The 22,965-nt window shown below is 36.7% G+C and carries 22 protein-coding genes; 12 read left to right on the top strand and 10 right to left on the bottom strand.

Annotated elements, in window-relative coordinates; genetic code table 11:
* Positions 1–31: 31 nt before the first annotated feature.
* Positions 32–370, top strand: coding sequence for a Rieske (2Fe-2S) protein (locus OQX63_RS01345; RefSeq protein ID WP_265849094.1), 339 nt, complete (start codon positions 32–34; stop codon positions 368–370).
* Between the two features lie 230 nt (positions 371–600).
* On the opposite strand, the gene OQX63_RS23440 is transcribed toward OQX63_RS01345, so the two are convergent.
* From OQX63_RS23440 to OQX63_RS01320, 6 genes are all read right to left on the bottom strand, one after another.
* Positions 601–909: a hypothetical protein gene (locus OQX63_RS23440; protein ID WP_416276524.1), complete on the bottom strand. Its 309-nt coding sequence runs from the start codon at positions 907–909 to the stop codon at positions 601–603.
* A 115-nt stretch (positions 910–1,024) separates the two neighbouring features.
* Positions 1,025–1,285: a DUF6364 family protein gene (locus tag OQX63_RS01340; RefSeq protein ID WP_265849093.1), complete on the bottom strand. Its 261-nt coding sequence runs from the start codon at positions 1,283–1,285 to the stop codon at positions 1,025–1,027.
* Positions 1,286–1,422: 137 nt separating this feature from the next.
* Positions 1,423–2,304 (bottom strand): bifunctional 5,10-methylenetetrahydrofolate dehydrogenase/5,10-methenyltetrahydrofolate cyclohydrolase, encoded by an 882-nt coding sequence (locus OQX63_RS01335; protein WP_265849092.1) that lies wholly within the window; start codon positions 2,302–2,304, stop codon positions 1,423–1,425.
* Between the two features lie 83 nt (positions 2,305–2,387).
* On the bottom strand, positions 2,388–4,175 hold the full coding sequence (gene lepA, locus OQX63_RS01330) for a translation elongation factor 4 (RefSeq protein ID WP_265849091.1): 1,788 nt from the start codon (positions 4,173–4,175) through the stop codon (positions 2,388–2,390).
* 390 nt (positions 4,176–4,565) lie between these two features.
* Positions 4,566–5,990: an MATE family efflux transporter gene (locus OQX63_RS01325; RefSeq protein ID WP_265849090.1), complete on the bottom strand. Its 1,425-nt coding sequence runs from the start codon at positions 5,988–5,990 to the stop codon at positions 4,566–4,568.
* Between the two features lie 244 nt (positions 5,991–6,234).
* On the bottom strand, positions 6,235–6,654 hold the full coding sequence (locus OQX63_RS01320; RefSeq protein WP_265849089.1) for an acyl-CoA thioesterase: 420 nt from the start codon (positions 6,652–6,654) through the stop codon (positions 6,235–6,237).
* A gap of 114 nt (positions 6,655–6,768) precedes the next feature.
* Here OQX63_RS01320 and OQX63_RS01315 point away from each other — a divergent pair, with 114 nt between their 5' ends.
* The 3 genes from OQX63_RS01315 to pnp all read left to right on the top strand — a co-directional run bounded on the left by OQX63_RS01315 (position 6,769) and on the right by pnp (position 9,705).
* Positions 6,769–6,972, top strand: coding sequence for a hypothetical protein (locus tag OQX63_RS01315; protein WP_265849088.1), 204 nt, complete (start codon positions 6,769–6,771; stop codon positions 6,970–6,972).
* A gap of 137 nt (positions 6,973–7,109) precedes the next feature.
* Complete coding sequence (gene rpsO, locus OQX63_RS01310; RefSeq protein WP_025146265.1) at positions 7,110–7,394, top strand: 30S ribosomal protein S15; 285 nt, start codon at positions 7,110–7,112, stop codon at positions 7,392–7,394.
* A 175-nt stretch (positions 7,395–7,569) separates the two neighbouring features.
* Entirely contained in the window at positions 7,570–9,705 is a 2,136-nt protein-coding gene (gene pnp, locus OQX63_RS01305) for a polyribonucleotide nucleotidyltransferase (protein ID WP_265849087.1), read from the top strand.
* A 131-nt stretch (positions 9,706–9,836) separates the two neighbouring features.
* On the opposite strand, the gene OQX63_RS01300 is transcribed toward pnp, so the two are convergent.
* Entirely contained in the window at positions 9,837–10,202 is a 366-nt protein-coding gene (locus OQX63_RS01300; protein ID WP_265849086.1) for a hypothetical protein, read from the bottom strand.
* A gap of 359 nt (positions 10,203–10,561) precedes the next feature.
* Here OQX63_RS01300 and rpe point away from each other — a divergent pair, with 359 nt between their 5' ends.
* The 4 genes from rpe (at position 10,562) to OQX63_RS01280 (ending at position 16,072) form a co-directional block, all read left to right on the top strand.
* On the top strand, positions 10,562–11,233 hold the full coding sequence (gene rpe / locus OQX63_RS01295) for a ribulose-phosphate 3-epimerase (RefSeq protein ID WP_265849085.1): 672 nt from the start codon (positions 10,562–10,564) through the stop codon (positions 11,231–11,233).
* Positions 11,234–11,333: 100 nt separating this feature from the next.
* Entirely contained in the window at positions 11,334–13,754 is a 2,421-nt protein-coding gene (locus OQX63_RS01290) for a TonB-dependent receptor (RefSeq protein ID WP_265849084.1), read from the top strand.
* Positions 13,755–13,971: 217 nt separating this feature from the next.
* Positions 13,972–15,045: a 3-phosphoserine/phosphohydroxythreonine transaminase gene (serC, locus tag OQX63_RS01285; protein WP_265849083.1), complete on the top strand. Its 1,074-nt coding sequence runs from the start codon at positions 13,972–13,974 to the stop codon at positions 15,043–15,045.
* 76 nt (positions 15,046–15,121) lie between these two features.
* Positions 15,122–16,072: a D-2-hydroxyacid dehydrogenase gene (locus tag OQX63_RS01280; protein WP_265849082.1), complete on the top strand. Its 951-nt coding sequence runs from the start codon at positions 15,122–15,124 to the stop codon at positions 16,070–16,072.
* Between the two features lie 303 nt (positions 16,073–16,375).
* Here OQX63_RS01280 and OQX63_RS01275 read toward each other — a convergent pair whose 3' ends face one another.
* Positions 16,376–16,894, bottom strand: a complete 519-nt coding sequence (locus OQX63_RS01275) for a hypothetical protein (protein WP_265849081.1) — start codon at positions 16,892–16,894, stop codon at positions 16,376–16,378.
* A gap of 290 nt (positions 16,895–17,184) precedes the next feature.
* The gene (locus tag OQX63_RS01270) at positions 17,185–17,964 is read right to left on the bottom strand and encodes an SAM hydrolase/SAM-dependent halogenase family protein (protein WP_265849430.1); all 780 of its coding nucleotides are present in this window, start codon (positions 17,962–17,964) and stop codon (positions 17,185–17,187) included.
* Between the two features lie 103 nt (positions 17,965–18,067).
* On the opposite strand from OQX63_RS01270, the gene OQX63_RS01265 reads away from it, so the two are divergent.
* The 4 genes from OQX63_RS01265 to OQX63_RS01250 all read left to right on the top strand — a co-directional run bounded on the left by OQX63_RS01265 (position 18,068) and on the right by OQX63_RS01250 (position 21,464).
* A complete protein-coding gene (locus OQX63_RS01265; RefSeq protein ID WP_265849080.1) occupies positions 18,068–19,027 on the top strand; it encodes a PhoH family protein in 960 nt (319 codons plus the stop codon).
* A 96-nt stretch (positions 19,028–19,123) separates the two neighbouring features.
* A complete protein-coding gene (locus OQX63_RS01260) occupies positions 19,124–20,068 on the top strand; it encodes a phosphoribosylaminoimidazolesuccinocarboxamide synthase (RefSeq protein ID WP_265849079.1) in 945 nt (314 codons plus the stop codon).
* A 43-nt stretch (positions 20,069–20,111) separates the two neighbouring features.
* Positions 20,112–20,489 (top strand): STAS domain-containing protein, encoded by a 378-nt coding sequence (locus OQX63_RS01255; protein WP_265849078.1) that lies wholly within the window; start codon positions 20,112–20,114, stop codon positions 20,487–20,489.
* A 69-nt stretch (positions 20,490–20,558) separates the two neighbouring features.
* Entirely contained in the window at positions 20,559–21,464 is a 906-nt protein-coding gene (locus OQX63_RS01250; protein ID WP_265849429.1) for a ribonuclease Z, read from the top strand.
* Positions 21,465–21,910: 446 nt separating this feature from the next.
* On the opposite strand, the gene OQX63_RS01245 is transcribed toward OQX63_RS01250, so the two are convergent.
* A complete protein-coding gene (locus OQX63_RS01245) occupies positions 21,911–22,864 on the bottom strand; it encodes an MlaD family protein (RefSeq protein WP_265849077.1) in 954 nt (317 codons plus the stop codon).
* Positions 22,865–22,965 lie beyond the last annotated feature (101 nt).

Genomic DNA, 22,965 nt, shown 5'->3' with positions numbered 1-22,965 from the left:
GAGTGATATTTATTTGCTGTATTTTAGCATAATGAAGTGGTTTAAGGCGCTAAATATTAACCAGATACCTCGCCTAGATACGATTAAGACTGTCGAGGTTGCAGGGAAACAACTTTGCGTGATCAATAATGACGATAAAATTATCGCTACCCAATCTCATTGTCCGCATGCGGGTGGCCATTTTAGTGGTGGCTGGTGTAAAAACGGAAACCTGGTATGCCCAATCCATCGCTACGAATACAGCCTCGAAACTGGAAGGGGAGCAGAAGGGCAGGGCGATTACGTTAGAATCTACCCAACAGAATTAAGAGAAGATGGTCTTTATATTGGTTTCGAAGAAAGTTGGTGGAGTAAACTTTGGGGTAGTTAGCTATCAGATGCGAGTAGGAACGACGAAGCAATCTTTCACGCTAATGATCCTTGCATTAGAGATAGCTTTGTCGGCTGGAAAAGCCTTTTTGCAATGACCATTATCCCTATGGGAGGTTTATTTTATTAAATACTACTGTCATTTATATTGATTTTATAAAATAAATTATCCCTCAGGATGACAGACCCATGGACAACTAACGGATGATGCGCTATACATTATGGCTAATGTTAATTAAGCAGATGTCTTTTAAAAAAATCCTGACAGTTTAAAACTTCAATTTCAGAAAAATAAAAATCTTCCACATCTTCTGTGATGATACATTTACAATCAACGGATTGCGCAGCGTAATATTCCAGGCCGTCTTCAAAGTCGTGTATTTTCTTATTCGATAACGTATCCAATACACCTTTTGATGAATTGCCAGCAATTTTAAGATATTGGCAAAGCAAATCGATTTTTTGTTTGGCTAACTGTGCTTTATGTTTTTTCTCAGCAAAATAAAATGCTATAGCCAGACAAAGTGGAGAAGTATATATTTCAAATTTAGGATGAGCTGCTAAACTTAAAATTCTTGATGAGTAAGGTATAAAGTGGGTATTCTTTATTTAACACTGAAACTAAAATATTGGCATCTAGAAATATCTTCATCAATTACTTTTTAGAAGAAAAAAATTCATCTTTTGAATTTTTACGGGTTGCCCTCGGCGTTTTTTTGTATTCTACTTCACCCTCAGCAACCATGCTCACCCAATCTGAAATCGGAAAATCTTCTAAAGATTTGTATTCTTTAGCAGTTACCTGAGTTAAAAGATGCTCTATTAATCGTGACAAGCTGATATTATTTTCAGCGGCATATTTTTTTGCCCTTGCTACAACATCCTGATTAAAACTTAAAGTTAACTTGGTGTCCATCTGATTAAATTTTAATCAAATATAATAATTGTACGTAAGGATTAAAAATATTACACGTAAAAAAAACCGGCTCAAATATTGGAGCCGATTTTTATATCTATCGCAATTTGTTTTTCGCTTTAGTCTTTAGCTTTTAACTAGGAATAAATTTCTTTCCTCGCTGAGGCCAGCGTATTTTTCAATAACCCAACAATGGTCATTAAGCCTACACCGCCAGGTACAGGAGTAATGTATGATGATATTGGTGCAACATTTTCAAAATCTACATCACCATATAACTTAAAACCTGATTTGGTTTCGGTAGAGTTTTCCCTGTTAATGCCTACATCGATAATAATTGCACCAGGTTTTACCATATCGGCAGTAACAAAGTTCTTTTTACCAATTGCCGCAATCACAATATCAGCCTGTAAAACCTGTTCTTTCAAATCTTTGGTGCGCGAGTGGGTAAGCGTTACCGTACAGTTACCAGGATTGGCATTACGGGCCATCAAAATACTCATCGGGCTGCCTACAATGTTACTGCGACCTACAACTACGCAGTGTTTTCCTGTCGTATCGATATTGTATTCTTGTAACATTAACAAAATACCATAAGGTGTAGCAGGGATAAAGCAAGGTAGGTTACGCATCATTCTACCTAAATTTACCGGATGGAAACCATCTACATCTTTACGATAATCGATTTTTTCGGTTACTTTTTCAGGATCGATGTGTTTAGGTAAAGGCAATTGTACAATTAATCCATCTACGTCAGCATCTTGATTAATTTCTTCAATTTTAGCCAATAATTCAGCTTCGGTAACCGAATTGTCGTAACGGTGTAGGGAAGATTTAAAACCAACCTTTTCACAGTTTTTCATCTTACTGGCTACATAGGTTTCGCTGCCACCATCGTTACCAACTAGAATGGCTACAAGGTGCGGTTTGCGTCCTGTTTTATTCAAAAACTCAGTTGCCTCTTCAGCAATCTGAACTTTAACTTTTTCTGATACGTATTTACCGTCTAATAATTTCATTTTTATGAGATGTGAGATACCAGATATTAGATTTGAGGCTAGAATATCATCTCACGTCTCAAATCTAACATCTCAAATCTAATTTAATCTAATTTCAAAACTGCCATAAATGCAGATTGAGGGATTTCTACGTTACCCACCTGGCGCATGCGTTTTTTACCTTTTTTCTGCTTTTCCAATAACTTACGCTTACGTGAAATATCACCCCCATAACATTTCGCAGTTACATCTTTACGTAAAGCGCTCAATGTTTCGCGGGCAATAACTTTTGCTCCAATGGATGCCTGTATCTTGATTTCAAATTGTTGACGGGGGATCAATTCTCTTAATTTCTCGCAAATTTTCTTGCCGAAATCGTAAGCGTTGCTTCTATGGATCAATGAAGATAATGCATCAACAGGTTCATCATTGATTAACATATCTAAACGAACCAAATCCGATTTACGATAACCAACCTGATGATAATCGAATGAGGCATAACCTTTAGAAATCGTTTTTAATTTATCGTAAAAATCAAATACGATTTCGCCCATTGGCATTTCAAAAACCAATTCAACACGATCAGATGTTAAATAGGATTGATTAACAATAATTCCGCGTTTTTGAATACAAAGCGACATTACCGGACCAACAAATTCTGCTTTGGTAATAATATTTGCTTTGATAAAAGGCTCCTCAACAGAATCCAATTTGCTTGGATCTGGTAAATCAGATGGGTTATTCACTGTAATTTCGACACCTTTGGTGGTATGCGCAATGTACGAAACGTTAGGTACGGTTGTAATTACCGTCATGTCGAATTCGCGTTCTAAACGCTCCTGAATAATCTCCATGTGCAACATGCCCAGGAAACCACAACGGAAACCAAAGCCTAAAGCAGCAGAACTTTCCGGTTCGAACACAATCGAAGCATCATTGAGCTGCAATTTATGCATTGCTTCGCGTAGTTCTTCAAAATCATCTGTATCAACAGGATAAATACCGGCGAAAACCATTGGTTTAACCTCTTCAAAACCTTGAATGGCACCATCTGCTGGCCTGCTAACGGTTGTTATGGTATCACCAACTTTTACCTCACGCGCTTCCTTAATTCCGGAAATAATATAGCCTACATCACCGGTTTTAACCACACTGCGTGGGGCCATATCCAGTTTAAGAATCCCAACTTCATCAGCTAAATATTCTTTACCGGTGTTAATAAATTTTACTTTATCGCCTTTTTTAATTTCACCGTTAACCACTTTGTAATAAGCGATAATCCCTCTGAATGAGTTAAAAACGGAGTCGAAAATTAAAGCTTGTAATGGTGCTTCTGGATCGCCAACCGGAGCTGGCACACGATCAACAATAGCCTGGATAATATCAGGAATACCCAATCCTGTTTTGCCCGAAGCTGGAATAATATCTTCACGTTTACAACCGATCAAATCAATAATCTGGTCTTTAACTTCCTCAGGCATGGCCCCAGGTAAATCCATTTTATTTAAAATCGGGATAATTTCAAGATCGTGCTCTAAAGCCAAATATAAATTTGAAATAGTCTGAGCCTGAATACCTTGCGAAGCATCTACAATTAATAATGCACCTTCACAGGCTGCGATAGAACGTGAAACCTCATAGGAGAAATCCACGTGTCCGGGTGTATCAATCAGGTTGAAATTGTATTCAATATCACCAACTTTATAGTTCATTTGTATGGCATGACTTTTAATCGTTATGCCTCTCTCACGCTCTAAATCCATGTTATCGAGCAATTGCGCCTGCGCTTCACGCTGCGAAATTGTCGCTGTATATTCTAATAACCTATCAGCCAAAGTACTTTTACCATGGTCAATATGTGCAATAATGCAAAAATTACGTATATGCTTCATCTTTGCGCAAAGATATGTTTTTTAATGGAAAATATAAGAGGGAAAATGGAATGCTACAGAGGCTGAATTTATATTGTTTTGAAGAGTAAAAGCAGTAGTTTATCGGTTAATACAGTCTGTTTTCCGTTGCAATCTTTTTGTCATTGCGTTGTGTTCAAAATTTCCGTCATTGCGAGGAAGAACGACGCGGCAATCTACTGCTATAAATGAACAAAAAGTATTTCCACTTTAATCAGGTTTATTTACCTCAAAGCATCAGTTCTTTTTAATGGTTTCTTTCTAATCACCTAAACTATTTTTGCTGCAGAAATACAAAATCACGGAACGTTAGTTCGCTAAATGTTTATAAATCAATTCGGTATAAATCCATGTTTGCGTGGCAAATAAAAACTAAACCTTCGTTTTTTTCCATTTTCCTTTTTTAAACAAAATAAATGCTGCTATTGCAATACCTGCTTCCGCTGTTGGGATGGCAATAAAAACACCTGTTGGACCCATTTCTAAATATTTCGCTAAAAAGTATGCCAATGGGATCTGGAAGAGCCAAAAGGCAAAAATATTAATTTTGGTGGGCGTCCAGGTATCTCCGGCACCGTTAAATGCACTATTGAATACCATGGCGGCTCCATAAATTACAAAACCAATGCTTAGAATTTTTAAAGCCTGAGTTGCAATGGCGATTACTTTTTCATCTGAAGTAAAGAATGCAGCGAATAAATGTCCGCAGGTTAAGAACAATACACTTACCACTGCCATAAAAATAATAATGTATTTCAAGGTCTGGAATACCGATTTTTCTGCACGATCTATATGACCTGCACCTAAATTTTGTCCAACCAAAGTAGCCGCTGCATTGCTTAGGCCCCAAGCTGGTAACATAAAAAACATCATGAGGCGTAGCGCGGTTTGATAACCTGCCGAGCCGGTATCGCCACCTGTGGTAGCCACCAGTTCGGCCAGAAATACCCAGCTACAGCTGGCAATCACAAACTGAAAGATAGCTGGAGCAGCAATTTTTGTAATGGCTTTAATCTGTTCCCAATCTGGAATAAAGTGACTGATCTGTATTTTTAAAGCATTTTTGCCACTGAATAAATTGTACACCTGATAGATAACGCCCAAACCTCGGCCAATGGTAGTTGCAATTGCAGCACCTGTTAAACCGAAAGCCGGTATCGGACCTAAACCATTGATCAAAATAGGGCAGAGGATGATGTTGGCAATGTTGGCGATCCACAAACTCCGCATGGCGATTGCTGCATTACCAGCGCCACGAAAAATTCCGTTAATTAAGAATAGCAGGACAATAATGACACTTCCGCCCATCATAATGCGAACGAATGTAACGCCTTGATTTGCTGTTTCTATTGAAGCGCCCATGAGCAACAGGATATCTTTTGCATAAATTAAGCCCAGGATGCTGATGATAATATTTATAAAAACAGCTATTACAATGGTCTGCATGCCAGCTTTTGATGCCGCTTCCGGGTTTTTCTCACCAATTCTCCGCGCAACCACAGCCGTAGCGGCCATACTCAAGCCAATGGCTAAGGAATAAATAATAGTTAATACCGATTCTGTTAAACCAACGGTTTGTATGGCATGACTACTATTTTCCAGGTGGCCAACAAAGTATAAATCGACCAGGGCAAAAACCGATTCCATGGCCATTTCCAGCATCATCGGAATGGCTAATAAAATAATAGCGCGTTTAATACTGATTGAAGTTAAGTCAACTTCATGACCTTTTAAAGACTGTACCAGGATATCAAAAAAAGATGATAGTTTGCCCTGTGCCTTTGTAGACTGTGACATATAATATATAATGATTTATAAACCAATGAACGCTATTGAGCGCACATACCTAAATTAAAACAGGAGGGAATCCTCGGTTGCTTAGAACCTCAAACGGATTGCAGATACTATCATGGCTCTGGTCTTTTTGATAAATCAAAGATAAAGAAAAAATCTAAACGTCAAATTTGATGACTGATTTTTTTTAGATAATTTTTTTTAATAGATTATTAATCAATGGTTTATCTCTTCATGGCAATTTTTCTTATATACTATAAGCTTTAATCATTTCTTCGCTAACTTTTGTTCCTCTGCCTGTATTTAAGTCGATAAGCACGTAATCAAAAATACCATCTGATGCTATCTTACCAGTTTTCTGATTAATAATCTCGAATTGTACCGAGCAGCCTTTATCGTTCATGGCTAAAATGCCTGTCCTGATCAACATTAAATCGTTCATTAATAACGGGCGTTTGAAATTGATATCCACGTGGCTTACCACCCAGCCTAAACCCTGTTTGGTAAAATGTTCCCAGGGCATGCCGTAAAACCTTTCCATCTGCTCGTAACGGGCCGCCAGTACATAATCTAAGTATTTGCTATTATGCACATGGTTAAACATATCTATATCATCCGGACGGACACGTAATTCGCTTTCAAATATGCTGTATTGATTTTTTTCCAAGGTTAAACGTTTGCAGCAAAAGTATAAATAAAGCTTGATTGTAAGGTATTACTTGCTTAATGCGGAAAAAAATTAATGTATTAGTTGCCGATTTTTCCTATTTTTGATATGAAAATGGGAAAACTCAAATTATATGATATTAATATTCCACGCGAATCAATCGTTGCGGAACGTGATGCTATTTATTTGAGCCGTACCCCCGAGCAGCGTTTTTTTAACGTTATACAGCTTAATTACATTTCAGTTACCATGAACGGTGGTAAGCCATTAAAATCTCCGCAAGGCAAAGGGCTTATAATCCGTAAGCCTGCCATATAATTGCATTATGTCTTTTGATTTAGTCCGCCGAGAGAAACTTTTATTCATCATCTAGTAAACACTTGCTAATAAATAAAATTAGCCTTATCTTTGCGCCACAATTAATTAATTTTTATTGCTTTAATATTATTCAAGAAATGTATTTAAGTCCAGAAAAGAAAGCCGAAATCTTTAAACAACACGGCGAAGTAGAAACCAATACGGGTTCTGCAGAAGGTCAAGTAGCGTTATTTACATACCGTATTGCGCACTTAACAGAACACTTAAAGAAAAATCGTAAAGATTTTTCTACTCAGTTGTCACTTCAAAAATTGGTAGGTAAACGCCGCGGTATTTTGGCTTACCTATACAAAAAAGATATTGAGCGCTACCGTGCTATCATCAAAGCTTTATCGCTTCGTGATATCATTAAACAAAAATAAGCGAATTTTATCAGCGAAAGCCATTCTTAAGGGAGTGGCTTTTTACTTTCCTGTTAATTTTTTTAACGGGATTTGTTATGATAGGCTTTTTTAATCCTATCTTCGTTTGCAAAAACAAAAACATATATAAACAACGGTGTGTAGAAAGAGGAAAACACACCATAATTCTAATTAAATGAATGTAATAAAAAAATCGTTCGATTTGGGCGATGGCAGAATTGTAGAAATTGAAACTGGTAAACTGGCTAAACAAGCTGATGGTTCGGTTGTAGTGAAAATGGGCGATACCATGTTGCTGGCAACAGTTGTATCTACTGTTGGTGCCAAACCAGGTACTGATTTTTTACCATTATCGGTTGATTATCAGGAAAAATACGCGGCTACAGGCCGTATTCCGGGAGGCTTTTTACGTCGTGAGGCAAGATTATCTGATTATGAGGTATTGATTTCACGTTTAGTGGATAGAGCTTTACGCCCAATGTTCCCAAGTGATTATCACTCTGATACACAGGTGATGATTTCTTTAATTTCTGCTGATAAAGATATTATGCCGGATTGTTTGGCAGGTTTAGCAGCATCTGCTGCATTATCAGTTTCTGATATTCCTTTTAATGGCCCGATTTCTGAAGTACGTGTTGCTAAAATTGATGGTAAATTAATTATCAATCCTAAAGCCAGCGAATTAGAACGCGCAACTTTAGAGTTCATGGTTGCTGGTTCGGCCAACGATATAGGCATGGTTGAAGGTGAGTGCGATGAAATTCAGGAAGACGAAATGGTTGAAGCTTTAAAATTCGCACATGATGCAATTAAAGTTCAATGTGCCATTCAGGTTGAATTAACTGAAGCTACCGGCAAAACGGTTAAACGCGAATACAGCCACGAAGATCACGATGCTGATTTAAAAGCGAAAGTTTATGCCGATACTTACGATAAAGTTTATGCAGTAGCTAAAGCTGGTGGTAATAAAGATGTTCGTAAAGAAGGTTTTACAGCAATCATCAACGAATTCTTCGAGGCTATGCCAGAAGATACTGCCGATTTAACCAAAGCAATGGCTAAACATTATTACCATGATGTTCAGTATGATGCCATTAGAAATTTATTACTAGATGAAGGTATTCGTTTAGATGGCCGTAAGACTACAGAAATCCGCCCAATCTGGAGTGAAGTTGGTTATTTACCTGCTGCTCACGGTTCAGCTGTATTTACTCGTGGCGAAACTCAATCGTTAACATCGGTTACTTTAGGTAGCAAAGATGATGAGCAAATGATTGATGGTGCTTTCTTTAATGGTTACAACAAATTCTTATTGCACTATAATTTCCCTGGTTTCTCAACTGGTGAAGTTAGACCAAACAGAGGCGCTGGCCGTCGCGAAATTGGCCACGGTGCTTTAGCACAACGTTCGTTGAAAAAAGTATTGCCTCAAGGTGAAGCAAATCCTTATACCATCCGTATCGTTTCTGATATTTTAGAATCTAACGGTTCATCATCAATGGCAACTGTTTGTGCAGGTACATTAGCACTTATGGATGCAGGTATTAAAATCAAAGCTCCGGTTTCCGGTATTGCAATGGGTTTAATTACTGATGAGAAAACTGGTAAATATGCTATTCTTTCTGATATTTTAGGTGATGAAGATCATTTAGGTGATATGGACTTTAAAGTAACCGGTACCGAACGTGGTATTGTTGCTTGTCAAATGGACTTAAAAATCAATGGTTTATCTTACGAAGTATTAACCAAAGCTTTGTTACAGGCTAAAGAAGGTCGTTTACACATCTTAAACGAGATGAAAAAAACCATCGTAGCACCTAACGAAGATTATAAACCACATGCTCCGCGTATTGTTTCTTTAACTATTGATAAAGAATTTATTGGTGCAATTATCGGCCCTGGAGGTAAAATTATACAAGAAATGCAACGCGAAACCGGTGCTTCAATCTCTATCGAAGAAGTTGATGGTAAAGGTATTGTAGAAGTATTTGCTGATAATAAAGCAGCAATTGATGCAGCAGTTACGCGTATCCGTAATATTGTAGCTAAACCTGAAATTGGTGAAATTTATCAGGGTAAAGTAAAATCAATTATGCCGTTTGGTGCATTTGTTGAGGTTATGCCAGGTAAAGATGGTTTATTACACATCTCTGAAATTTCATGGGAACGTTTAGAAACCATGGATGGTGTATTGAAAGAAGGTGATAAAATCGAGGTTAAGTTGTTAGATATCGATAAACAAGGTAAAATGAAACTTTCTCGTAAAGTTTTATTACCAAGACCAGAAAAACCAGCAGCGCCACAAGCATAATAATCGATACATCATGCTGAACCTGATTCAGCATCTGTTTGGTAGACGCTGAAATAAATTCAGAGTGACGCACAAATAATAAAGCCCTTTCAGTTTTACACTGAAAGGGCTTTTTGTTAGGTGTGTATTCCTTAACAAGGAATTGCTGTGCCCTTAATAATGCCATTAACAACAAAGTAAGATTTACCTGTTGTAATATTTGTTATGATTCCATCAGGCCATGGAGTTGTTAAATGTGAATTCGTAAAAATTGATGTACCGGTTATAATTTTATTAGTTGAATTAGCTACAAAAACAGAAACAACTTCTGCACAGTGATAATCGCCATAATCACTGCCTGCCATTGCGGTGATCAGAAATCCTGGTCCGGGTGGGTGTAGCGCTTTTTTAGAAGTGCCGAATTTTGGAGGTGTTTTAGGCTTGTGGATGGTAAAACCAAAAGCGATGCTCATGATAAAAATCGCGAAACCAGCAAAAATTAAATGTTTTGTTTTCATAAGTATATGATTTAGTTGCTATTAAGTTAGCTATTTTTTAATAAACCCAGTTACTTCAAAGCATTAAATTGATGCCTAGAATTTTTATTTTTTTTCTTTGTGCTAACTAACTTAATCTTCTGGCTAAAAACTTTCAGAGTTCTTTTGTAACTTGCCTCATAGCGTTATGCTGATCCGATAGCTATCGGATTTATTTTACGAGTAGAGGTAATGTTTTCAATTGCCTCGTAGCTACTTCGTGGTCAGCATCTTTCCTGCTATTAGGACCCTGAAATGAATTCAGGGTGATGGCCATTGATAAACTTTGCTTTAAAAACCAATAGCGGAATTTTAAATTTAAAAGACTAAAAGATAATTAAATGAAATACATTATAGCCCCATCCATACTTTCTGCCGATTTTGGCAACTTACAGCGCGATATTGAAATGATTAATCAAAGTGAGGCCGACTGGTTCCACGTTGACGTGATGGATGGTGTTTTCGTTCCAAATATCTCTTTTGGTTTTCCAGTAATGGCTGCTGTAAAAAAACATGCCATTAAACCATTGGATGTACATTTGATGATTGTAGAGCCCGATAAATACATTGAGGATTTTGCCAAGGCAGGTGCAGATAGAATTACGGTGCATTATGAGGCCTGTACACACCTGCACAGAACGATCCAGTTAATTAAAGCATCTGGTTGTAAAGCGGGTGTAGCCTTAAATCCACATACACCGGTAACTTTGCTGCAGGATGTGATTGAAGATCTTGATCTGGTACTCGTTATGTCCGTTAATCCAGGTTTCGGTGGGCAGGCATTTATTCACAATACCTACAAGAAAATAAAGGATTTAAAAGTCATGATTCAGGGGGTAAACGAAAACTTAATTATTGAGGTTGATGGTGGCGTGGGCTTACAGAATATTGCTACATTAATGGCAGCAGGTGCTAATGCCTTCGTGGCCGGAAATGCAATTTTTGCAACGGATAATCCAACCGAAACGATTGCTAAGATGAAACAAGAGTTAACCAGTACTATAAGCATTTAATTGTTTATTGCTAAATTGTTCCAATGATAGGGGGGTAGAGTTGTAATCATCTTGATACTCAATACTTTTATCTTGATACTTTTACATCTCGCTACTAAAAATGCTCAAATTTAGGCTAATCCTTTTCCTTTTAATTGCTGGTTGCGGTTTTGCTGTCGCTCAGCCTTTAGTTAGGGTATCAGGAATAGTTTATAGTGATGAAAAGTTGCCCTTAGCACAGGTTACCTTAACTGTTTTAGGACAAGCGCAATCTACAGTTACCGATGAATTTGGGGTATATACCATTTACTCCAAATCAAAAACGTTTAGTATCAAATACTCGCTCTTGGGCTACCAGCCTCAAACAGTTGAGTTTAGTGCGCGCTCAGGATCGCGGATTACCAGACAGATAACCTTAATGGCGAACATAAACGAATTAGAACAGGTTAATATCGCCAATAAACAGAATCAGTTAAGTAATGCCACTACCATCAACATTGGCGATGTTTCCGCTATGCCATTGGTTTCTGGTAATTTCGAAACCATGCTTAAAACCTTGCCGGGGGTATCTACCAATAACGAATTAAGCGCTCAGTATAGCGTTAGGGGAGGTAATTTTGATGAAAATCTGATTTATATTAATGATGTAGAAATTAACCGGCCTGTATTGATCCGCAATGGACAGCAGGAGGGCTTAAGTTTCATCAATTCAGATCTGGTGAGCAAAGCAAAATTCTCTGCCGGTGGCTTTGAAGCAAAATATGGCGATAAACTTTCATCGGTTTTAGATATCAGGTACGATCAGCCAGATAGTAATCAAACGATATTGAGTACCAGTTTTTTAAACACTTCATTAAGCACAAAAAGAGTATTTAAGAACAGTTTTTTACTTGCAGGTTTGCGATACAAAAATAATACAAGTGTTTTAATTAAGCAGGATGAGAAAGGAAGCTACAGTCCTAATTATGCCGATGCACAAGTGCTTTACCAGTACAATTTCTCGCCTAAATTTAACATCAGCTTTTTAAGCAATTTTAATATTGGTCAGTTTAAGTTGGTACCTACCAATCGCGAAACCCAGTTTGGTACCTTAAGCACTACATATAAATTAGATGTTGACTATACAGGGCAGGAAATAGATGATTATCAGACTTTTGGCAGTGCCATTACTGTTGCTTATTCTCCTAAGCCAAATTTGGTAGTTAAATTTATTAATAGCTATTTCAATACCATTGAACGGGAGCGTTTCGATATTAACGGAAGCTACATTTTTGCAGAGGTAGATAAGAATTTTTACGGCGAAAATTTTGGACAAATCAGCAAAAGCAGGGGACTAGGGAGTTATTATAATTATGGACGAAATAGTTTAAATACCCAGGTTTTTTCTTCAGAAATAAAAGTCGACCAGAATTTTAACAATCATGTTTTTTCATGGGGACTGAAATTCGACCAGTCTAAGTACAGAGATCAGTTGAATGAATATAGCTATATCGATTCTGCAGGATATATTTTGCCCAATAATTCGAAAAATATTACTTTACAGGATGTTATTAATGTTAAGAATAACCTTGATATTAAAAATTATAGCACTTATATTCAGGATAGTTATTCGCTTTCCAGTTTAGCCGAACTACAGTTAGGCGCAAGAGCTACTTATAGTTCTTTAAGTAAACAATTGCTGATCAGTCCGAGGATGTTAATTGCTTACCGCCCAAACTCCAACAATAAAATATTGCGCTTTACTGCAGGTATTTATAATCAGCCACCTTCTTACAGAACTATCCGCGATTTTTCAGGGGTATTAAATATAAATCAAAAGGCACAGCGTTCTTATAACACTTCTATAGGTTATGATTATGCTTTCGATGGTTTTGGAACCCGATTAAAGTTTACATCAGAGTTTTATTTTAAATATTCAGACCGATTAATTCCCTACAAAATTGATAATCTCAGAATTAAATACCTGGCTAACGAAGCGTCGCGTGGTTACGTTTACGGTGCTGATTTTAGTATCGGCGGCGAATTTGTTAAAGATCTGGTGTCTTATTTCAGAATGTCGGTGATGCACGCCAATGAAGATATTTTAGGTGATAGTTATGTTCAGAATGGAACGACAATTTATCCTGGTTATTTAAAACGGCCTACAGATCAACGCCTAAATTTTTCTATATTTTTTCAGGATAGGCTCTTGAATAGCCCAACTTATAAAGTTCACCTGAATGCACTTTATGGCTCGCGGTTGCCAATCGGTCCTTCACAAACACCAAGATATTTAGATAAGTTTTATATTCCATCGTACAAGCGGGTGGATATAGGTTTTTCGAAAGACTTTTTAGATGATGCAGCCATGCATAAACCAAAATTCCTGGATAGAAATTTTAATGCTGTAATTCTGTTTTTCGAGGTTTTTAATATGCTGAATATTAATAATACGGTTTCTTATCTGTGGCTAAAAGATGTAGATAATGTTCAATACGCGGTTCCGAATTATTTAACAGGTAGGCAGTTTAACCTGAAGTTGATTGTGAAGTTGAAGAATTAGCCAAGGCGAAAGGATTTTCAAGATTTAATCCGGATACAACTTTTACTGATAACCTAAATATTGAATGTTAGATTAATTCGTTTAATTGTAAAAACTGCAATAAATCAATCATTTTATAGCTTTTTTTTAACAAAATTTAATTTTTTAGGTGACGATTTTGTGGGTATAACTGCTTTAAAAATTTTACATTTACGCCCATAAAACATTATATAATAACATGAAGCATAATTTTGGCGCAGGTCCTTGTATTTTACCTCAAGAAGTGTTTAAACAAGCAGCTCAGGCTGTTTTAGATTTTAACGATGGATTATCAATTTTAGAAATTTCGCACAGAACAACCGAATTTGAGGCAGTTGTTGCTGAAGCTGGTAAGTTGGTGAAAGAATTATTAAATGTGCCGTCGGGTTATTCCGTTTTATTTTTACAAGGTGGTGCAAGTTTACAATTTGCCATGGTGCCAATGAATTTATTGGGCGATGGACAAACAGCAAGTTATTTAGATACTGGTGTTTGGGCAACCAAAGCCTTGAAAGAAGCTAAATTTATCGGTAATGTAAATGTAGTTGCATCATCTAAAGATGCAAATTACACTTTCATTCCAAAGGATTTTGAAATCCCTGCTGATAGTGCTTATTTCCATTATACCTCAAACAATACAATTTACGGAACTGAGCTTTTCGAAGTACCTCAAACAAACATTCCGGTTGTTTGCGATATGTCTTCTGATATTATGAGCCGCGTAATCGATGTCTCTAAATTCGACCTAATTTATGCAGGTGCTCAAAAAAACGTAGGTCCGGCTGGTTTAACTATCGCTATAGTAAAGAATGAGATATTAGGGAAAATCGACCGTAAAATCCCGTCGATGTTGAATTATCAATCACATATTGACAATGATTCAATGTATAATACTCCTCCGGTTTTCTCTATATACGTGGCTTTATTAAATCTTCGTTGGTTAAAATCTAAGGGTGGTGTTGCTGAAATTGAAAAAGAAAACAAACAAAAAGCTGAAGCACTTTACAGGGAAATTGATCGTAATCCTTTGTTTAAAGGAACTTGCGCTGTTGAAGACCGTTCTAGAATGAATATCTGTTTTGTAATGGAAAATCCGGAGTGGGAAAAACCATTTTTGAAATTTGCTGAAGAGCAGGGGATTGTGGGCATTAAAGGGCACAGAAGTGTTGGAGGTTTCCGTGCATCAATGTACAATGCTTTACCAATTACAAGTGTACATGCTTTGATTGATGCTATGCAATCATTCGAAGAAAAACAGGCAAAAGCAAATTAATTTAAATTATCACCACAGAAGATTACTGTGATTATTAATCGGTGTAATCGTTTTAATCTGTGCAATCATACATACCATGATTAAAATATTAGCAAACGACGGAATTGATCCGATCGGAAAAGAATTATTAGAAAAAGCAGGTTTTCAGGTAGATACCGAAACTATTGCCCAAGATCAATTAGCTGAAGCTTTAAAAAACTATGATGCCATTACCGTTCGTAGTGCCACAAAAGTTAGAAAAGAACTGATTGATGCTGTACCCAATATTAAATTAATTGGTAGAGGTGGCGTTGGTATGGATAATATTGATGTAGAATATGCACGTAGTCAAGGTGTTGCAGTTGTAAATACGCCAGCTGCTTCCTCACTGTCAGTTGCTGAATTAGTATTCTCGCACTTATTTACCGGTATCAGATTTTTACAGGATGCCAACCGTAAAATGCCTGTTGAAGGTGCCACCCAGTTTAATAATCTTAAAAAAGCTTATGCTAAAGGAACTGAGCTAAGCGGTAAAACTATCGGTATTATTGGTTTTGGACGTATCGGCCGTGCGACAGCAAAAGTGGCTTTAGGCTTGGGAATGAATGTTTTGGCTTACGATTTATATCCTTCAGAATCAGAAGTCACTTTAGCATTTCAAGGTGGAAAATCAGTAAGTATTCCGATTAAAACCGTTTCCTTAGAAGAAGTAATTACCGGAAGTGATTTCTTGAGCTTACACACGCCATTTGCTGAAAAGCCTATTTTGGGTGCTGAAGAATTTGCTAAAATGAAAAAAGGTGTTGGTATTGTAAACTGTTCTCGCGGTGGAACAATTGATGAGCCGGCTTTAATTGAAGCACTAAATTCTGGGCAGGTTTCTTTTGCTGGTTTAGATGTTTTTGATAATGAACCTACACCATTAGCTGAAATTTTAACCCATCCAAAAATTTCATTAACACCACACATCGGTGCTTCTACGAATGAAGCTCAGGAACGTATTGGTACTGAACTCGCTACATTGATTATTGAGCATTTTAAAAAATAAAATAATGTTGTTACCCTGAACTTGTTTCAGGGGCTTCTACTGCAGATAGATGCTGACCAGGAAGTAGCTACAAGGCAATTGAAAACATTACCTCTACGCGTAAAATAAATCTGATAGCTATCGGATCAGCATGACGAATTTAGTGTAAGACCAATCGATTGATTGGTCTTTACATTTTAATCTAACGCATTTGTTGTAACCCAGTAACGATAGCCTAAAATCGCTTTCTGAAAGGTAGTCAGCTTATTGGGATCCTTTTTATATAAACTTGGCAAAACCACCTTGTTTACCTTCGCTAGGATTTTAAATAGTCCTTTTTTCATAACTCCGCAATTTTTTATTGAAGAAATAAAATCCACCGGCCATTATCAAAATCAAAAATGCAATAATGTAAGTTGATAGACTACCTTTATTCTTTCTCTCTAAATATTCTTTCAACTGTGCATTCTGATCTTGTAATTTTTTAATGGTGGCCATATAAGCTTCAATCCGCTCTTGAGAATGATCTGCAACAGCTACTTTCTGCTGATTTTGCAGATCTTTATAATCCATTAAAATTTTCAGCTCCTTAAAAATATTATTATCTGTCAATACCACTTGACGGAGAATTTCATTCGAATTTTTAATGTCTTTCTTCGTTTGCCAGCCAAAAATACCCGAACGCTGCGTTAAACTTTCATCATATTGACCAAATTTTGCACTTCGTTCTTGAAGCAAAGCATTTACTTTAACCCGTTGTGCTGCATAAGCAGCAGAATCCTGTTGGGCAAAAGCTTTAAAGCTGAACAAGATAACTGAGAACAGGAAAACATATTTCTTCATGTGCTATAAACGCAAAAAGGATAGAAGTTGTTTTTGATTAGTACAATCGTTCACTAGTCATTTGTTTATTGGTAATGCAAAACACCAAAAATATTCATCATCTCGACTTGAGTGCTACGAAACTGAGATATTGATTTGGAAATAAGTCCCTGAAGTATATTTAGCTTTGCTTAGCACTTACTTGGTTCTCTGCTCTTCGCTGTGCTCAGCTTGAAATCACGATGAATTATATTTTAAGCCCCTTGCTTTAAGTTTCCTCCTTAATCTTTTCGCTTTAGTCTTTCAGCTTTCTAAGAATGAAATTCGACCCTTACAATATCACCAAGATGTAAGCCTAACAAACCACTTGCTTTGCCTTTATTTATGGCAATCTCTAAATGGTTACTAATTCCAAAGAGGCAAAGTTTTTCGCCTTCCTGCACTTCGTTGTAATGCCAGCTTAGTTGCGTAATGGTTTCACTCTTTCTAAAATATAAGGTAAATTCCCTGTTTTTCTGTATTTTGGTAAAAAGGTCTTTGGTAATATTGGTAATTACATTGCAAAAAGTGTCAATATAAACCACACTGCCGCGAATCATATCCCGTTCAATTACAGGGTGCAAAAGCATCTTTTGTTCAATCCCCGCTACAGGTAAACCAATATCTTTCAGTTTGCCACCTTTGGCCAGGTGTGTTGCCGCCTTAACAAAAATATCAACCAAGGGAAAGTGCAGATATTTCAGATCCTGCATAATATTCAGCTCCACCACATCTTCAGGAACATCATCAAAAAGCAGGGAGAAGATGCCATTATCAGCCCCTACAAAGAAGTGATCGCGATGCTTTACAGCAATGTATTTTGTGTTCTCGCTGTATACAGAGTCAATACCAATTAAGTGTACGGTATTCTTTGGAAAGTAAGGATAAGCGTTTTTTAAAACGAAGGCCGCGTAGGAAATGTTGAATGATGGCACATCATGGGTGATATCAACTAAATTAACATTAGGCATAAGACTCAACAGACTACCTTTAAGGGCACTCTGGTAAAAATCTTTTGAACCTAAATCTGTTGTTAAAGTAATTATCCCCATTAAAAATTCATTATTATTGCTTATTCTTGTGTACAGGCCTAAGCGTCTGCAAATATTCAAATTTTAATTAATATACCCCGATAACTTTTTAAAATACTACAGTTTGAACGAATTAAAATTAACCCTGGATAGCGTAAATCCTGCTCACTTTTGGGGGGCAAACAATGAGAATTACGAAATGATTAAAGGTGCTTTCGCGAAGTTAAAGCTGGTGGCGAGAGGTAGCGATGTTAAGGTTCTCGGTGATGAACAGGAACTTAAGGCTTTCGAGGAAAAGTTTAACCAACTGATTGCACACCTTGAAAAATATAGCTCGCTAAGCAATAATGATGTAGAAACCATACTGGGGGCAAAGGCTTCTGGTGTTGCAAAAAAAGATGCAGAACAACCAACAGGTGGTGGTGGGGAGGTAATTGTTTTTGGTACGAACGGTCTGCTGGTAAAAGCCAGAACGGCAAATCAGCGCAAAATGGTGAATAGTATTGCTAAAAATGATATTCTATTTGCCATTGGTCCAGCCGGTACCGGAAAAACCTATACAGCTGTAGCTTTAGCTGTAAGAGCATTGAAAAATAAAGAAATTAAACGGATTATTTTAACCAGACCTGCAGTTGAGGCAGGAGAGAACCTCGGTTTCTTACCAGGTGATTTAAAGGAGAAAATCGATCCATATTTACGCCCGCTATACGATGCTTTGGATGATATGATTCCGGCAGAGAAATTGAAATTCTATATCGAAAACCGTACAATAGAAATTGCGCCTTTGGCTTTTATGCGTGGACGTACCTTAGATAATTGTTTTGTGATTTTAGATGAGGCACAAAATGCCACCGATATGCAGTTAAAGATGTTTTTAACCCGGATGGGACCAACAGCTAAATTTATTGTTACCGGTGATGTTACACAGATCGATTTACCTAAAAAACAAATGTCGGGTTTATTCAATGGCTTGAGGATTTTAGAAGGTATTAAAGGAATTGATATTATTTATTTAAGTGGAGAGGATGTGGTGAGACATAAATTGGTGAAAGATATCTTGAAAGCTTACGGCGATATTCAGTAGTTCAGTCCAAAGTCGCGAGTCTGTAGTCTTAAGTCAAAATCAACTTGGGACTATGGACTAAAGACTTTCGGACTTTTTTCCTATTTTTACGGCCTCATGAAAGCACTTAAAGAAACTCATTTCAATTTCCCAAATCAAAGTAATTTTTACAAGGGTAAAGTACGCGATGTATATACTATAGCCGACCAGTTTATGGTAATGGTGGTGTCAGACCGTATTTCTGCTTTTGATGTTGTATTGCCTGAAGCTATTCCATTTAAAGGTCAGGTTTTAAACCAGATTGCGGCTAAATTCTTAGCAGCTACACAGGATATCGTTCCCAATTGGGTTTTAGACGTTCCAGATCCAATGGTTACTATTGGTCGTATCTGTGAGCCATTTAAAGTAGAAATGGTAATCAGAGGGTATTTAGCCGGTCATGCCTGGCGCGAGTACAGTGCTGGAAAACGTTCAGTGTGTGGCGTTTCTTTACCTGATGGATTGAAAGAAAACGACAAATTGCCTCAGCCAATTATTACTCCAACCACTAAAGCTTCGGTAGGGCATGATGAAGACATTTCAAAAGAAGATATATTGGCAAAAGGAATTGTTTCATTAACGGATTATGAGCAGTTGGAAGAATATACCTATGCACTTTATCAGCGCGGAACCGAAATTGCTGCTAAAAGCGGATTAATTCTGGTAGATACAAAGTATGAATTTGGCAGGGCCGATGGTGTGATTTACCTGATTGATGAAATCCATACGCCAGATTCATCACGCTATTTTTATGCAGAAGGCTATCAGGAACGTCAGGATAATAATGAGCCACAAAAGCAGCTTTCAAAAGAATTTGTTCGTAAATGGTTAATTGAAAATAGCTTTCAAGGTAAAGATGGTCAGCTTGTACCGGAAATGACGCCTGAAATAGTAAATTCTATTTCTGAGCGCTATATTGAGCTATATGAAAAAATTGTAGGGGAGACCTTTATAAAAGCTGATGCTGATGCAATTTCCAGCCGTATTGAAACTAATGTTTTAAAGGCTTTAGAAACACTTTAAATTCGAAAGAAATTTATACATTAGTGAAATAAAGATTAGAGAGATGAAATTTTCAGTTGATAAACACGATAAATATGTAACCTTAAAGTTAGAAGAAAATAAGTTTACAAATGATAATGCCCCAGGTTTGAAAGCAGAGTTTTATTTGCTTAATTCACAGGGTTTTAAAAATATAGTTGTTGATTTAAGTTATGTTACCGAGTGTAATGATGCGCAGGATTTAAGCTGTTTATTAGTTGGCGACAGACTTTGCAAATCAGCAGGCGGATTATTTATTGTAACCGGAATCAATGACGAACTGGCGTCCATTATCGAATTGTCAAACATATTTCAATCTGTAATGTTTGTTAATACAATAGATGAAGCTACTGATTTTATCTTTATGGAGGAGTTGGAGAAAGAGTTTAGAGGCGCCAAATAACAAATATTAAAATAACATTCTGGCCTCGTAGTTTCTAAAAATCTACGGGGCTTTTTATATCTTATCATGATGAAATTTGAAGTTACAATTTTAGGAAGTAGTTCTGCAACACCTGTATTTAACAGAAATCCTTCTGCGCAGCTTTTAAATTGTAATGAAAAATATTACCTGATTGATTGTGGAGAAGGTACACAACAGCAATTGACTAAATACAATCTTAAAGCAGCTCGCATCGATTATATTTTCATCAGTCACTTACATGGTGATCATTATTTTGGTTTAATCGGCTTGTTATCCAGTTTACATTTAAACGGCCGTATAAAACCGATACAGATATTTGGGCCTAAACCTTTATTGGAGATTTTAGAGATCCAGTTCAAATACTCTGATACTGTGCTGAGGTATCCAATTGAATTTTTTCCAATTGAAGCCGATCAGTCCGTACAGATTTTCGAGAATAGTGATTTAACAGTGAAAACAATTATTTTAAATCACCGCATTCCAACTACCGGCTTTATTTTTCAGCAAAAGAAACGCCAGCGCAAACTGATAAAAGAAAAGACTGATCAGGTGCCAATGGCTTATTACACAGCCTTAAAAAAAGGGATTGATGTAGAACTGCCAAACGGTGATATTTTACGTAGTGAAGATTACACCACAGAAGCGGATGCACCGCGCTGTTATGCTTATTGCTCAGATACCTTGTTCGATGAACGTTATTTTGACACCATAAAAGGTTGCGATACCCTATATCACGAAGCCACTTTTATGCACGACTTATTGGAAAGAGCCAAAGAAACACATCACACAACTGCTTTACAGGCAGGAGAGGTAGCTAAAATTACCGGAGCAAAGAAATTACTCATCGGACATTTTTCCTCACGCTATAAAACATTACAGATGCTTTTCGAAGAAGCCCAATCTGTTTTCGAAAATACTGAACTAGCTGTTGAAGGCAGGACCTTCCAGCTTTAAGTTTATCCGTTTAAATATCCTGCTCCGCGTTCAGGACAGATCGGGATTCTGATTTGATACTTGTTCTTTGTGTTTATTCTTATGCACTCTGTGGTAAAAAAATAAAAAATATTTTTAAGATAAGTTAATTCAGTTTAAACACCGAGAGAACAGAGAAAGTACACCGAGTACATGAAGAGGGGAAGGCAGTTATATTCATTTACGCAAGCTAATTCATTTTAAAACTTGACGATCTCTGTGGCCGCTATCTGCACACTTTGCGGTTAAAAATGTATTATTGTTTAGCGTCGTTTCCTCTGTGTTTATTTCTGGTGTTCTCTGTGGTAAAAAAGAGTAAATATCCATTTTCAGTGCGTATTTGCTTCTACGATAAAACAGTATATAAATTCACAAAAAAAAAGCCTTGCAATTTAAACTGCAAGGCTTTCTGAATTATAAAAATTAAATTATTTATCTTTTTTATTACCTCCGCCAAATACAGAGAAGTGTACATAACGCTTAGGGTTAGCTTTCAAATCGATCATTAATTCATCGAGATTTTTCGAAGCATTATTTAAATTCTGATACATTTTATCATCATTCAATAATAATCCTAAACTGCCTTTTCCACTCTTAATTCCTGATATGACACTTTGTAAATCAGCGATAGCATTGTTTGCATTATCTAAAGTCTGTTTAAAATTAGCTGCAGCAAACTTATCAGTAACGGTATTGATATTGGTTAAAATATCACTGATTTTTTGATTGTTGTTATTTAAGTTAGCAGTAATGCCTTCTACATTTTTGAATATGGCTTCAATACGCGCACTTTCTGAACCTACTAAACCATCCACTTTTTTAGAGGTTGTTTCTAAAGAAGCTAAGGTACCTGCTATGCTATTGAAGCTTTTATCAACGTTTTTCTGAAAGTTAGGATTTAGGATAGAATTCACACTGCTTAAAATAGAGTCCATTTTACCGATAATTAATTCTGCTTTCTTTTGAACTGGTTGCACTTGTTCCAGTAAGCCTTTCTCTACATTACCATTTAAAGTATAACCATCTTCGGCCATTTTTTTAGAGTTACCTAACGACATTACAATCGCCTTGCTACCTAAAAGATCTGTACCTTCTAAACGGGCGATACTGTTTTCTGGAATTTCGTACTTGCTGTTTATGTTTAAAGTAGCAATAATACTCCCATCTCCCTGTAGTTCTAATTTAGCCACACGGCCAATCTGATAACCATTAATAAGGACAGGCTTTGATACAGTTAAACCATCAACCCTGCTATATTTTGCATATAATGTAGTTTCATTTGAGAAAATTGAATTTCCTTTTAAAAAATTATATCCAATTATTAATAAAGCAATGGCAAATGCAGCTAAAATACCTACTTTGGTTTCGTTCTTAATCTTCATGAGTGTTTTATTTAATGGTTACAAGTGTTGAAATATTCTTTCTTCACTTGTAAGAGCGTAAATATTTTTTATTGTGCTAAACCCTATAAATACACAAAGGC

The sequence above is a fragment of the Pedobacter sp. PF22-3 genome (assembly GCF_026239555.1).
Classification (GTDB): domain Bacteria; phylum Bacteroidota; class Bacteroidia; order Sphingobacteriales; family Sphingobacteriaceae; genus Pedobacter.
Note: the sequence above shows the minus strand (reverse complement) of the source record. Positions and strands in the feature narration are given on the sequence as shown.